This window comes from Undibacterium pigrum (assembly GCF_003201815.1).
In the GTDB taxonomy this organism is placed as follows: Bacteria; Pseudomonadota; Gammaproteobacteria; order Burkholderiales; family Burkholderiaceae_D; genus Undibacterium; species Undibacterium pigrum.
Map to the genome: position 1 here is coordinate 301608 of NZ_QJKB01000006.1, position 13307 is coordinate 314914.

The window sequence follows — 13307 nt, forward strand, 5'->3', positions numbered from 1 at the left end:
CAGCATTATAGTAGAAAGCCCCGTCCAGTGTCGCTTGACGCTGGTCAGGTAAGTGAAGGTAAATTAATTTGCGGTTTCTGGTGCGATAATCTATTAGAACTCATTTCATAAATAGGGTGAGATGCGTTTGCCTCATAACGTGGGCTGGCAAGGCGGACGAGGCAGTCAATAGCTTGCCTATTGACAACGAGTCCAACGCAGTCCAGCGCGCGTTATGAGGCAAACCCTTCGGGAACTGACGATTTGGGCGCATTGCTGCGTGCAGTTTGTTACCTCGCGCTTGCAAAGGCGGACGCCTTAGCTGTGCGTCACGCCTTGCACTGCATCCCAAATCGTCTTGTTCGCACTCATCCTATTTATGAAATGAGTTCTAGTGTTACATTAAGACCTTAGAGCCAAACAAATTGGCCATGTCTCTGGAGACCCGTATGCAAATGCGTGACACTGGAATTTCCTCCGGGCAAGTAAAGCCTGGCCCTGGCATAAGTTCTGCTTCGTCTGCCCGCATGATGATAGAACAGGCACATGAACGCTCCGCCGCCTATGGCTTGCCGCGCACGGCAACGCCAGACTATGGCCCTCTGGGCAAGATCGATCTCAAGACCCTGCTTGAGCAAAACCGGGTCTTGCACCAGCATGCCTTGCCCGTCATGGAAAATTTGTATGAGCAAATAATCAACACGCACAATATGGTCATACTGACCGATGTGAACGGGCTCATCATTCATACTCTGGGAGATGCGGATTTTCTGGAAAAGGCGGACAGGGTGGCACTCAGCCCCGGCGTCGCCTGGTCTGAGCGCAGCAAGGGCACCAATGCCATAGGCACGGCCATTGCCGAAAAAACACCCACCATCGTCCATGCAGACCAGCATTATCTTGAAGCTAACAATTTTCTGACTTGCTCAGCCGCACCTATCTTTGATGTCATGGGCAATGTCATCGGTGTACTGGACGTGACCGGTGACCAGCATAATTTCCACAAGCACACCATGGCTCTGGTGCGCATGTCGGCGCAGATGATAGAAAACCAGTTGTTTGCCTCTTCTTTTCAGGACGCCATCAAACTCAGTTTTCATAGCCGCCCGGAATTTTTGGGCACCCTGATGGAGGGCATCGCCTGTTTCGACAATGATGGTCGTTTTTTATCTGCCAGCCGCAGTGGCTTGTTCCAGCTGGGTTTGCCTCTATCTGCCTTGCTGACGCATACCTTCAGTTCCCTGTTTGGTTTGCCTGTATCAGCTTTGCATGAACACTACCGCACCGCGACACCGGGTTTGCTGGCGCTGTGCCTGCACAATGGTGTGCGGGTGTATGCCAAAAGCCAGAGTCTCAAGCGTCAGTCAACTGGCGCCAGGCATGTGCTGGACAATGCACGTGAGCCGCAGGCGGCAGAAGTCAAACCCAAGCTATCGAGCCTGCATTATCTGGATACCGGCGATGAGCAACTTGCCCGCGCCATCGATAAACTCAAACGTGTCATAGGGCGTGATATCTCGATACTGGTGACGGGTGAGACCGGCACAGGCAAGGAATTGCTGGCCCAGGCTGTGCATAATGATTCACCGCGTAAATCCGGCCCCTTTGTTGCCGTGAATTGTGCATCGATACCAGAGACCCTGATTGAATCAGAACTGTTCGGCTATGAAGATGGCGCTTTCACTGGCGCACGCAAGAAAGGCAATGTCGGCAAGATCTTGCAGGCCAATGGCGGCACGCTATTCCTCGATGAAATCGGCGATATGCCACTGAATCTGCAAGCCCGTTTGCTGCGGGTCTTGCAGGAACGAATGGTGACACCGCTGGGTAGCAGCAAATCCATCCCCGTCAACCTCGCACTGATCTGCGCCACCAACCGCAACCTGCGCGAGATGATAGGCAAAGGCGAATTCCGTGATGACCTGTATTACCGACTGAATGGCCTGGTAGTGCGTTTGCCGCCCCTGCGTGAACGTACAGACCTTGATGTCGTCATAGCCAAAGTCCTGGCGACAGAAAGCGAAGGCAGGCTATACAGGATTGCGCCTGCGGTCATGCAGTTATTCCATGCCCATGGCTGGCCGGGTAACTTCCGCCAATTGACGAATCTCTTGCGCACCGCCATCGTCATGACGGACGCTGATATGGAAATCCGTCTCGAACATTTGCCTGAAGATTTTTTGGAAGACATGGACGTGGTTCTCAAGCCAGCCACCATAGCCTTGAGTCAAACACCAGCCAGTCTGGATGCGCTGGAAATGGATGCGATACAACAGGCATTGCAACAGCATCAGGGCAATGTCACTGCTGCAGCCAAGGCGCTGGGCGTGTCGCGTAATACTATTTACCGCAAGCTGGCTGCTTTGAAGTGTGACTGATCAAACCTGCGGGCCGTGCAAAACCGCAGTGCCCAGCAAATCATTTTCTTCATCAGTAAACAGGCGCGAGCGCGTCAGGAAGCGTTTGCCCGTGCCATTGTCGAGTGAAAACATGCCACCCATGCCATTGACGACATCAATGATCAGTTGTGTGTGCCGCCAGTATTCAAACTGATCGCTGCCCATATAAAACGGTGTACCATTGAGATCACCCAGATACACATCGGCATCGCCTATGCCGTATTCATTCCGGGCATAACACAGCGGTGAACTGCCATCACAGCAACCGCCAGACTGGAAAAATAATAGTGGGCCATATTTGGTTTGCAGCGTGCTGATAAATTCCAGTGCAGCAGGAGTTGCGGTGACGCGGGCGGGTGTGGTGGTCATTTTTTTTGTTTCGGTTGTTTTACGTAAAGACCAAAAGGCTCACCACAGAGGCACAGAGACACAGAGAAAAACAGGAGAAGATCAAAGTCTGTTTTGTAATTTCTCTGTGGTTCAAATTATGAATGAAGCATAAAGAGAAGAAGCAAGTTTTGGTCTTTCAGTTTTTCTCTTGCCTTTCTCTGTGTCTCCGTGTCTCTGTGTTGAGAGGTCTTGACCTTAATGATTACTAAAAGAACCCCATCGCATTTGGGTTATAACTCACCAGCAGGTTTTTAGTCTGTTGATAGTGATCCAGCATCATCTTGTGATTTTCACGTCCTATGCCGGATTGTTTGTAACCGCCAAATGCCGCATGCGCTGGATACAGGTGGTAGCAATTGGTCCAGACGCGACCAGCTTCGATAGCACGGCCAACGCGGAAGGCGCGGGAGCCGTCGCGGGTCCACAGGCCAGCGCCCAGACCGTACAGGGTATCGTTGGCTATAGCGATAGCATCTTCTTCATCCTTGAAGGTAGTCACTGACACCACTGGGCCAAAGATTTCTTCCTGGAAGATACGCATCTTGTTATGGCCCTGGAAGATGGTTGGTTTGACGTAGTAACCCTTGGCCAGGTCGCCTTCGAGTACATTCCTTTCACCACCAGCCAGGAGTTGCGCGCCTTCCTGTTTGCCTATGTCGAGGTAAGACAGGATTTTTTCCAGTTGTTCCTGCGAAGCCTGTGCACCTATCATGGTGGCGCTGTCCAGTGGATTGCCCTGTTTGATGGCGGCAACACGTTTAATGGCTCTGGCCATGAACTGGTCGTAGATGGATTCCTGTATCAGCACGCGTGAAGGGCAGGTGCAGACTTCACCCTGGTTCAGCGCAAACATGGCAAAGCCTTCCAGGCATTTGTCAAAGAAGGCATCATCTTTTTCCATGACATCGGCAAAGAAAATATTCGGTGATTTACCGCCGAGTTCCAGAGTCACGGGAATCAGGTTTTGCGATGCATATTGCATGATCAGACGGCCAGTGCCGGTTTCACCGGTAAAGGCAATCTTGGCGATGCGTTTGCTCGATGCCAGTGGCTTGCCAGCTTCCAGGCCAAAGCCATTGACGACATTGAAGACGCCAGGCGGTAACAGGTCCTTGATCAGATCAACCAGTACCATGATGGAGGCGGGTGTCTGTTCTGCCGGTTTCATGACGATGCAATTGCCTGCCGCCAGGGCTGGTGCCATTTTCCATACTGCCATCAGGATAGGGAAATTCCAGGGAATGATCTGACCGACGACGCCCAGTGGTTCATGAAAATGATAGGCATAAGTCTGGTCATCGATCTGTGAAACCGAACCTTCCTGCGCACGTATGCAACCGGCAAAATAACGGAAGTGATCTATCGCCAGCGGGATATCTGCCGCCATGGTTTCGCGTATGGGTTTGCCATTGTCTATGGTCTCTGCAGTCGCCAGCAGGCTCAGATTGGCTTCCATGCGGTCAGCGATCTTGTTGAGAATGTTTGCGCGCTCGGCTGGTGAAGTCTTGCCCCAGGCTACTTTGGCTGAATGCGCAGCATCGAGTGCCAGTTCCACATCTTCTGCGGTGGAACGCGCCACTTCGCAAAATGCCTGGCCGATGACAGGGCTGATATTCTCGAAATACTCACCCTTGACCGGGGCCACAAATTTACCGCCTATGAAATTGTCGTAGCGCTTGGCGAAGGGATTGCTGATACCGAGTTTGCTGATGTCTGCCATGTTCATGATGGTGGTCTCCGTTGTTTATTAGATGGTGCGCATAAGCTGCGACACGGGGATAACAACGCAAACGGCGTGCCATGCCGGGAATATTTTCCTGGCGGAAAAATACAGCAGGTGCAGACTGGAGATGGAAAGGGTGCAGAGGGGAATTTACTGCTGATGCTGAAGAAGGATTTGCTGAGAAGAGATCAGTGGACAGTCCAAGTGTCACATTATTTCGCAACACTGATCAGACTGTCACAATTTGGGACAGTCTGATCAACAAGCTTATTGCTTAATTACTGCTTACCCACGCAACTTCGCAAACGCCGCTGCCATTGCATTACCAGCAGGTGCTGGTGCCTGGGCTTGTGAGCGGTGTTGATTTAGGCGCTTGGCGTCGTTACGGTCGCCACGCTGTTCAGGCTTGCTGCCTGCTACAGGTGCTGCATCGCTCAGGCGCATGGTCAGGGCGATACGCTGGCGTTTGACATCGACTTCCAGCACTTTCACTTTAACGACCTGGCCAGCCTTGACGACTGTATGCGGGTCCTTGACGAAGGTATTCGACAAGGCAGAGATATGTACCAGACCATCCTGATGCACACCAATATCAACGAAAGCGCCAAAGGCGGCAACGTTGGTGACTACGCCTTCCAAAATCATGTCAGGGCGCAAGTCCTTGATTTCTTCCACGCCGTCCTTGAAGGTGGCGGTGGTGAATTCTGGACGTGGGTCGCGACCTGGTTTTTCCAGCTCACCGATGATGTCGGTGATGGTCGGCACACCAAATTTTTCATCGGCGTATTTGGCTGGATTCAAAGACTTCAGCAAGCCAGAGTCGCCAATGACGCCCTTCACATCCTTCTTGATATCCGCCAGGATTTTTTCTACGAGTGGATAAGACTCAGGGTGGACTGCCGATGCATCAAGCGGGTTGCTACCGTTCATGATGCGCAAGAAACCGGCTGCCTGCTCGAAAGTCTTGTCACCCAGGCGTGGTACTGCACGCAAGTCTGAACGCGAGTTGAACATGCCCTTGGCATCGCGGAAATTGACGATGCTTTGCGCCACGCTGGATGACAGGCCAGATACGCGCGCCAGCAAAGGTGCAGAAGCCGTATTCACATCAACACCAACCGCATTCACGCAATCTTCAACCACGGCATCAAGTGAGCGCGCCAGTTGTGACTGGCTGACATCATGCTGGTACTGGCCAACGCCGATGGACTTGGGATCAATCTTTACCAGCTCAGCCAGTGGGTCTTGCAGGCGGCGTGCAATCGATACCGCACCGCGGATAGACACATCCAGATCAGGCAATTCTTTGGAGGCAAATTCAGAGGCGGAATACACCGATGCGCCAGCTTCAGAGACGACGATTTTGGTCAGCTTGAGTTCAGGCTTGAGCTTGATCAAATCGCCTGCCAGCTTGTCGGTTTCACGCGAAGCCGTACCATTGCCGATAGAGATCAGCGAAACATTGTGTTTGGCCGCCAGTTGCGCCAATACATGCAGGGAACCATCCCAGTCATTGCGCGGTTGATGCGGATAGATAGTCGCATGCTCAACCACTTTGCCTGTCGCATCCACGATCGCCACCTTGACGCCGGTACGCAGGCCAGGATCCAGACCCATGGTGGCGCGTGGGCCAGCAGGGGCGGCCAGCAGCAGGGCTTTGAGGTTGCGGGCGAATACGTTGATGGCTTCGATTTCTGCGGTTTCGCGCAGCTTGCCCATCAACTCAGTATCGAGATGCATGAAGACCTTGACGCGCCAGGCCCAGCGCACAGTATCGACCAGCCATTTGTCGGCAGGGCGGTCTTTCTGGCTGACGCCAAAGCGGGCAGCGATGCGGCTTTCGCAAGGGTTCAGCGGCGCATCCCATTTTGGTTTTTCTTCTTCGCTGTCGAGACGCAAAGTCACGGTCAGCATTTCTTCACGGCGGCCACGGAACAGTGCCAGTGCGCGGTGAGAAGGGATAGTGCCCAGGGTTTCTGAATAGTCGAAATAATCGGCGAATTTTTCACCGGCTTCTTCTTTGCCGGCAACGACCTTGGATTCCACGATGCCGTGATCATTCAGGTATTCACGCAGGGCTTGCAGCAGGGTCGCGTCTTCGGCAAAGCGTTCCATCAGGATCTGGCGCGCGCCATCAAGAGCGGCTTTGGCATCTGGCACACCGGGGTTGTCGCCATTGTCGGTAGTGAAGGCTGGTTTCAGGTAATTCGCAGCTTCAGTATCCGGGTTCAGCATGGGGTCGGCCAGCAAGGCATCGGCCAGTGGCAGCAAGCCAGCTTCAACGGCGATCTGGGCCTTGGTGCGGCGCTTGGGTTTGTATGGCAGGTACAAATCTTCGAGACGGGTCTTGTCTTCGGCATGGGTGATGGCATCCAGCAGTACCGGTGTCATCTTGCCCTGTTCTTCTATCGAGGCGATGATGGCAGTGCGGCGGTCTTCCAGTTCGCGAAGGTAGCGCAGGCGCTCTTCCAGCAGGCGCAACTGGATATCATCCAGGCCACCGGTCACTTCTTTACGGTAACGGGCGATAAACGGGACGGTTGCACCTTCATCCAGCAAGGCAACAGCAGCGGCAACCTGAACCGGCTTGGCAGCCAGCTCTACGGCAAGTCTTTGTTCAATCGAAGGCAACATAAATCCAGAATCCAGACATAAAAAAAGCAATCAAGGCGCAGATGATACGCAATTTGTGACTTTGCGCCAGTCTTGACAGGGGCGACAGACTAGGCTTAGTCGCGGGGAGTTGCGGGTATGTGATGAAAAAATGGCAAAACTGCTCCAGTGTTTGTTGCTGCATTTGCTTCTTTACAGGAGCAAATACAGCAGCAAATGCAGGGGCAGTTTTATTGTTTTATTGCACGGAGATTGCCAGCATTAATAAATGCCTGTCCAGATATCTGCATTGGACTCATGTGTAACGGAAATGGCAGGAGCGGCAAGGGCCACGACCTCTGCAGGAGCAAGGCCAGTCAAGCCTGTGATGCCATTCGCTGTAAGCACGAAGGCATGCGTCTCATAGGTTATATTATTGAAGGCTGAACCAACTATCCAGCCCTGCTCATTGATATCCGTGGCACTTGCGAGTCGCCAGCCCGCGTCGAGCTGAGAACGATCCAGATAGAGATTCAAATCTATTGGGGCACTGTCTGGCGTATTCCAGAGCAAGGCATGAAATTCGCCGTTGCTTGCGATTTCTGAACCAACGATCTGGTTTTTGTTATTGATTGTAATTGCATAGCAATACGCTCCCGCATTGGCTTGCAGGGCAATCTCTTTTTGATTGATCCACAACATGGGGTGGGCATACATCTCGTCGTCGAATATGCTGCCAACAACAATACCGCTGTCATTGACACTGCTTGCGACACCATGATGCGTGGGTGACAGGTTGATAATTTTTCCTTCTGCCCACATGACAGGGTGCATATAGTCACCCAGTTCGGCACCGGAAGCCCAGCCCACTACGACTCCTGTATTATTGATGGCATTGGCTGTACTGTCCTTGCCGCCCAGAGTGCCCAGATCAATGGCACCTGCTTCATTCCACAAGGTGGCGTGATGTTCATCCCAGGAGTTACCTGAAAAACTGTCACCAACGATGATGCCTTTATCATTAATGCTTTTGGCAACACTCTTGAACTGACCGTTGCTCAAAGATTCCAGGTAGTGGGCTTCGCCATTTTGCCAGGCCGTTGCAACTAACTGGTAGCCAGCAACCCCTTCTTTGAGTGAAGTGCCGACGATGGTCGACAAGTTGTTGATACCGTAGGCGCGACTATCGACTTCTGCAAGCAAAGTGGTTTTGGGTACATAGTAGGCATTGCTCCAGATCGCTGCGTAGCTTGTTGGTGCACCGTATTTTTGCGAATTGCCGGATTCATTCTTGGTGTCGTTACCTACCATTTCGCCAAAATTATTGATGGCATTGGCATAACTATAGCGACCGCCAAATGTGCTCAGATCTGCGTAGGTGTACAAGGTTTTTTGAAAACTGACTTCGTTCGAGGACATACAACAAACTCCAAAGTATTGTTTTGATCAAAGTAATAAGTTTTGTCAGCGAGGCCCGTTAAAACATGCTCGAGTTATTGATGCCAGACAAGCAGTTTTCTAAAGTCTCATGGCCTAATTGCTTGATGAGGGCGGATACGCACCCACCTCCAATTAACTGGTGACTTTGATAATATTATCATTAAATCTGTTTTCACTCTTTCAACATTGTTTTTATGCATTTTTTTATGATTGCTGCTGCAAAGGCGATTTTGATGCCTGATCCCCAGCTTAATTGGCTCGCTTTCCTTAAAAAAAATTTATCACTGTAATAACAGTAAATTTTTTCCTCTTAAGTTCTTGATATGATGGGAAAAAATTGACGCAAGCTTTATGGTCAATTTCTTCATCATGCCTTGTTAGGAATGATGGAATTCTTTTGAAATATGTAATCGAGAAAAAAATGATAAATAATTCTGCCTATATCGCTCAGCGCGCTTTTGTTTTGCTCATATCCGCAATAGGGTGTACTTCTGCGCTGGCAGTCGAAGACTGTGAAATCAACAAGCAGTCTGTCAACCCTGCCAATGGCAGCACGACGGCAGGCAAGACTGGCATCATGAAATGCGTGGAAAGGGATACAGGCAAGCTGGTGCGTGAGCAGGAATTGCGGGCCGGTGTGTATATAGGCGTGGTGCGTTATTACAATGACGGTGTATTGACGAAAGAGTACAGCGTCAATGAGCGAGGCAATACCCACGGAAAACTGCGCGAATTTGCACCGAACGGGCAAGTGCTGCGCGAAGAAAATAATGAAAATGGCAGTACCCGTGGCTTGATACGCGAATGGTATCCAAATGGCGTACTCAAAAAAGTAGCTTTTATTGGCGAGAATCCCAAGGAAAAAGCGTCTGTTCGCTACACGCCGGACAAGCAGTTAAGTGAAGTCGAATGTGGCGACAAGGCCTTGCTGGCACCGCATGCGAATGATGCTGCTCTCTGCGGTTTCCAGGGCAAGCCATCGCAGGTGCAATTGTTTTCCGACAGTGGCCGTTTGCGCAGTCAGTTCACTTTTCTGGCGGGTGTCAGCCAGCAGTCTACCTACTTCCATGACAATGGCAAACCTGACACAGTAGAAGTCAACAACGGCAAACAAAAGACGCGCAAGCAATATTCCGACAAGGGTGTGCTGCGCAAGGAATTGGCCTGGAATGTGACAGAAAAACCAATTGCCATCGAGCGTGAAGTCGATTATCACGAGAGTGGCTCAAAAACCCGTGAGCAGCTTTTTGCTTTTGCCGACAAAGATGGTCGCCGTCAAAACCGACTGGTTTCGGATAACAGTTTTTATTTGAACGGGCAAGCCAAGCGCAGTGAGAAATTCTCCATAGAAGGCAAGGATGATATCAAGGAAGTACGCAATTACTTTGATAACGGAAAGATGTCCAGCCTTGAACGTTATGTCTACGAAGGCCGTTACCGTGAACGCCCTGTTGGCGTGCATCAGAGCTTTGCGCAAAATGGCACCTTGGTACGTGAATCGCATTATGATGAACGCGGCCGTATACAGCGCGAACGCAGCTGGGATGAGAGCGGCAAGCTGCTGGCGGATGATCAGGTGTTTGAAGATGGTTCGCGCAAGGCATTTGCAAAATGAAGCAGAACCTGCATCGTGACAAGCTTGCCGTGCGCTTATTGAGTGATCAATAAGTGATGGACACGATGATGCTTGTCAGTGTCGCCAGTGTTTTATTGCTGCTGGCGACACTGTTTCAGTTATGTCTGGCGTGCGGTGCACCGTGGGGGAGTCTGACCATGGGTGGCAGGTATCCGGGCACGCTACCCTCAGGTTTGCGTATTGCAGCACTGTTTCAGTTGGTGTTACTGGCTTTGGCAGGGCTGATCATTTTTATTCGCGCTGGCCTGCTATTGCCGGAATATCTGGACTGGTCGCGCATGGCGATCTGGGCAGTAGTGGTTTTCATGGCGATCAGCAGCATATTGAATCTCATCACACCCAGCAAATGGGAGCGCAGAATCTGGGCACCCGTAGTCCTGCTTTTGCTGACCTGCAGTGTGCTCATCGCTCGCTCGGCATGAAATTCAATCTCAAATTTTCTCCCACGTTCTTTTTCACGCTCACCAGCTTGGCGCTGTGCTGTTTGCTAAGCGCCTGCAGCGTGGCAGAGCTGCGTCGTGACAGCATGCCTGTGCATTTGCATCAATTCCAGTTCAGCGATGGTGGCAAGGCGATTTATTTTGAAATGGAAAGAAAGCCCTGGCAATCAGGATATGCAGATACGCCCCTGGCGAATCTGCTCTTTGTGATTTCGGGTTCAGATTGCGTCAGCATGGGACCGTTTTTGCCGCAGTATTTTTTTGGTCTTGAGGGTGAGTCGGGTCGTACCCGGATTTTTATTCTGCACAAGCGTCACATCTTGCCGGGATCAAATGGCGCAAAATGCGGAGAGCACTATATCCGTGCTGACCATCCTTCGCGCTGGCAGGCAGACCAGCTGGAATTCATGCGCGCGCAAATTGCGAAGCTGCAAGCACAGACACAAAAACCGCAACGCCTTATCATGATGGGCATATCCGAAGGAGCAGAGCTGGCACCGCTACTGGCGCAGCAATTGCATGCCAGCCACCTGGTTTTATTGTCGCATGCAGGGATGAATGCCTTGGATGTTTACGCTGCATTGGCCAGGCAAAATCCAGCGATGCAGCCAGCCTGGCAGCAATTGCAGGATGGTCTGAGCGTCACGGCAAGCGATCCCGATAGCTTGCGCATCCATGGCCGTAGCTGGCGTTATTGGTCAGAAATAGCGCATATCCCGCAAACCGCCAATTTGCTGGCGCTGGATATACCGATATTGCTGGGTGTCGGTGAGGCAGACCCTGTCATTCCAGAAAAATCCATTGCTCATTTGCAACAGCAATTCCAGGCGGCCGGGAAAGTCATCGATATACGTCGTTTCCCTGACGCAGGTCACAGTCTCAGCAGCAAAGATAAAAACTATTTGCCAGATTTTATGCATCAGATTGATAATTGGCTGCTGGACGCCAGACGATAATGACAGGTCATAAAAATAAGTCCATTACGGCGCATATATATCTAAACAGTATTCTTTTTCCGCTAATTCATTACAACTAGTTACAAGAACTTCGATTTTGTAGCAGTTAATTCCATGACAAAAATGCAAAGCCTTACTATACTTATTGGCTATGCGTATGTATGGATAATTCCCTGCCTGCGTTTTGCATTTCCATTTACTGTTGCTCTTCCATAATGATAACCATGCGCCTCTCGACTCTTTCTTACACGCCTCTTGTTGCTGCATTGCTGCTGACAGGCTGCGTGACTACGCAAACACATGACAGCAAAGTAGCTGCCTCTCTTTCAGTGGCAAAATCCGGCCAGATTGATGAAGCCATCAAGCAGGTTGAAGCGCAAACGCAAGGTAATAATAAAGCTGACTTGCTGCTGAATCTGGAAAAAGGCGAATTGATGCGCATAGGCAAGCGTTACAAGGAAAGCCTGGACGCTTTTGATGTTGCCGATACCAAGGTGAAAATCTGGGAAGAAACGGCGAAGTCCTCCCCACAAAAACTGATGGGACAGATCGGTGCCACCATCATGGGTGATGCCAGCCGCGATTACGAAGGCCAGGATTACGAAAAAGTCATGCTGACCACACGCATGGCCATGGACCGCCTGAACCTGGGTGACCTCGACACTGCGCGCGTCGATATCAAGCGTACCCATGAACGCGAAGCCGTCATTGCCGAGTTCCGTTCCAAGGAAACCGCAGAAGCAGAAAAAGAAGCCAAGGACAAGGGTGTGGCTTCTACAGGCAAAGAATTAAATGGTTATCCGGTAGAAACACTGAATGACCCGGAAGTACTGAAACTCAAAAACGGCTATCAAAATGCGCTCAGCCATTATCTGGCTGGCTTCGTTTATGAGGCACTGAATGAGCCTGGCCTGGCTGCACCTGGCTATCGCAAGGCAATTGAATTGCGTCCTGATTTGCCAGTGCTGGAAGATGGTTTGAAGGGCCTGGATCAGCGTACCAGTTTCCGCCGCAAAAAAGGCGTGACTGATGTGCTGTTCGTCATCGAAGCTGGTAATTCACCTGCACGTCAATCCAAGAAAATTGCCTTCCCTGTACCTACAGGTCGTGGCCTGGTGACTATTTCCTTTGCTTTCCCGGTCATCTATCCTGATCCGAATGCGCCAGTCATCAATAGTATCCGTGTCGGCAACCAGGTATTGCCTACGGCGCTGGTAACTGACTTCAACGTCATGGCACGTAAGGCTCTGAAAGATGAATTGCCAGGTATCTATACCCGTGCAGCAGTGCGCGCTGTCACCAAGGGCCTGGTACAAGATCAGGTAAATAAAAACTTTGGTCCACTCGCTGGCCTGGCAGCCAATCTGGCTGTTGCCGCAACTGAAAGCCCGGCAGATGACCGCATGTGGCGCACTTTGCCTGAGCGCGTATTCGTTGCCCGTGCATTTTTGCCTCCAGGCGACTATGACCTGAACTTCGGCAATCGTGGTGAGTCAAGCAAAATCACGGTCGATGGACGTTACATGGTCGTGCCTGTGCGTATTTATCAGGACAAGACTTACATGGGTGACCTGGCAAAATTCGGTAGTGTGACACCTGTGGCACAATTGCAGAATGAACCTGACGCTGCAGCAGAAGCGCCAAAACCAGCTGGCAAGGCAAAACCTGCAGCAAAAGCAAAAACCGTAACAAAGACGACCGCCAGCAGTACGACTACTACCAGCGGTACAAAGTAATATTAGCAGTACAAAA

Annotated in this window: 9 protein-coding genes; 5 read left to right on the forward strand and 4 right to left on the reverse strand. The window is 51.1% G+C overall.

The genetic code is table 11. From position 1 onward, the window contains the following. The first annotated feature begins 509 nt into the window (after positions 1–509). Positions 510–2357 (forward strand): sigma-54-dependent Fis family transcriptional regulator, encoded by a 1848-nt coding sequence (locus DFR42_RS18715; protein WP_110256591.1) that lies wholly within the window; start codon positions 510–512, stop codon positions 2355–2357. On the opposite strand, the gene DFR42_RS18720 is transcribed toward DFR42_RS18715, so the two are convergent. From DFR42_RS18720 to DFR42_RS18735, 4 genes are all read right to left on the reverse strand, one after another. Beyond that, positions 2358–2747 (reverse strand): DUF779 domain-containing protein, encoded by a 390-nt coding sequence (locus DFR42_RS18720; RefSeq protein WP_110256539.1) that lies wholly within the window; start codon positions 2745–2747, stop codon positions 2358–2360. A gap of 226 nt (positions 2748–2973) precedes the next feature. Then, positions 2974–4494, reverse strand: a complete 1521-nt coding sequence (gene adh / locus DFR42_RS18725) for an aldehyde dehydrogenase (protein ID WP_110256540.1) — start codon at positions 4492–4494, stop codon at positions 2974–2976. Positions 4495–4776: 282 nt separating this feature from the next. Continuing rightward, on the reverse strand, positions 4777–7125 hold the full coding sequence (locus DFR42_RS18730; RefSeq protein WP_110256541.1) for a Tex family protein: 2349 nt from the start codon (positions 7123–7125) through the stop codon (positions 4777–4779). A 240-nt stretch (positions 7126–7365) separates the two neighbouring features. Next, positions 7366–8502 carry a DUF3466 family protein gene (locus DFR42_RS18735; protein WP_110256542.1) on the reverse strand — a complete coding sequence of 379 codons (1137 nt, stop codon included), beginning with the start codon at positions 8500–8502 and terminating at the stop codon, positions 7366–7368. Between the two features lie 442 nt (positions 8503–8944). On the opposite strand from DFR42_RS18735, the gene DFR42_RS18740 reads away from it, so the two are divergent. The 4 genes from DFR42_RS18740 (at position 8945) to DFR42_RS18755 (ending at position 13291) form a co-directional block, all read left to right on the forward strand. Continuing rightward, positions 8945–10138: a toxin-antitoxin system YwqK family antitoxin gene (locus DFR42_RS18740; protein ID WP_110256543.1), complete on the forward strand. Its 1194-nt coding sequence runs from the start codon at positions 8945–8947 to the stop codon at positions 10136–10138. 65 nt (positions 10139–10203) lie between these two features. Next, positions 10204–10581 carry a hypothetical protein gene (locus DFR42_RS18745; RefSeq protein ID WP_211324349.1) on the forward strand — a complete coding sequence of 126 codons (378 nt, stop codon included), beginning with the start codon at positions 10204–10206 and terminating at the stop codon, positions 10579–10581. Further along, entirely contained in the window at positions 10578–11555 is a 978-nt protein-coding gene (locus DFR42_RS18750) for an alpha/beta hydrolase family protein (RefSeq protein ID WP_211324350.1), read from the forward strand. The genes DFR42_RS18745 and DFR42_RS18750 overlap by 4 nt, the downstream gene beginning before the upstream one ends. A 224-nt stretch (positions 11556–11779) precedes the next feature. Continuing rightward, positions 11780–13291, forward strand: coding sequence for a COG3014 family protein (locus tag DFR42_RS18755; RefSeq protein ID WP_110256546.1), 1512 nt, complete (start codon positions 11780–11782; stop codon positions 13289–13291). The last annotated feature ends 16 nt before the right edge of the window (positions 13292–13307 follow it).